Source organism: uncultured Metabacillus sp. (assembly GCF_947503125.1).
GTDB lineage: Bacteria > Bacillota > Bacilli > Bacillales > Bacillaceae > Metabacillus.
The window spans coordinates 1-328 of the sequence record NZ_CANNCR010000206.1 but is presented as its reverse complement, the minus strand read 5'-3'; the positions used below and the strand labels follow the sequence as shown (position 1 = coordinate 328).

1 tRNA gene is annotated in these 328 nt (G+C 45.7%); it reads left to right on the top strand.

Annotated features, from left to right (window positions below):
- Position 1 precedes the first annotated feature (1 nt).
- Positions 2–72 (top strand) — tRNA-Asp (locus Q1B07_RS26885).
- Positions 73–328 lie beyond the last annotated feature (256 nt).

Below are 328 nucleotides of genomic sequence, written 5' to 3'. Positions count from 1 at the left end.
GGTAGTTCAGTTGGTTAGAATGCCTGCCTGTCACGCAGGAGGTCGCGGGTTCGAGTCCCGTCCGGACCGCCATTTTATTTAAGCTATAATTTACTCATTTCCTTTTCTCAAGGAAAAGGGTTTCGATAAGCGAAAAGGTCGAGGAAGCGATTGAATGAACACCGGAGCGTATGAGAATACGTGAGGATGTGAGTGATGAAGTTGACGAAGAGATTCGAAGCTTATTGAAAGCCGTAAACTATTTGGCTCGATAGCTCAGTTGGTAGAGCACGACCGAATAAGCTTCCTTGAAATAACATCAGCGTACTCATCGAGCTGCTCCTTGAAT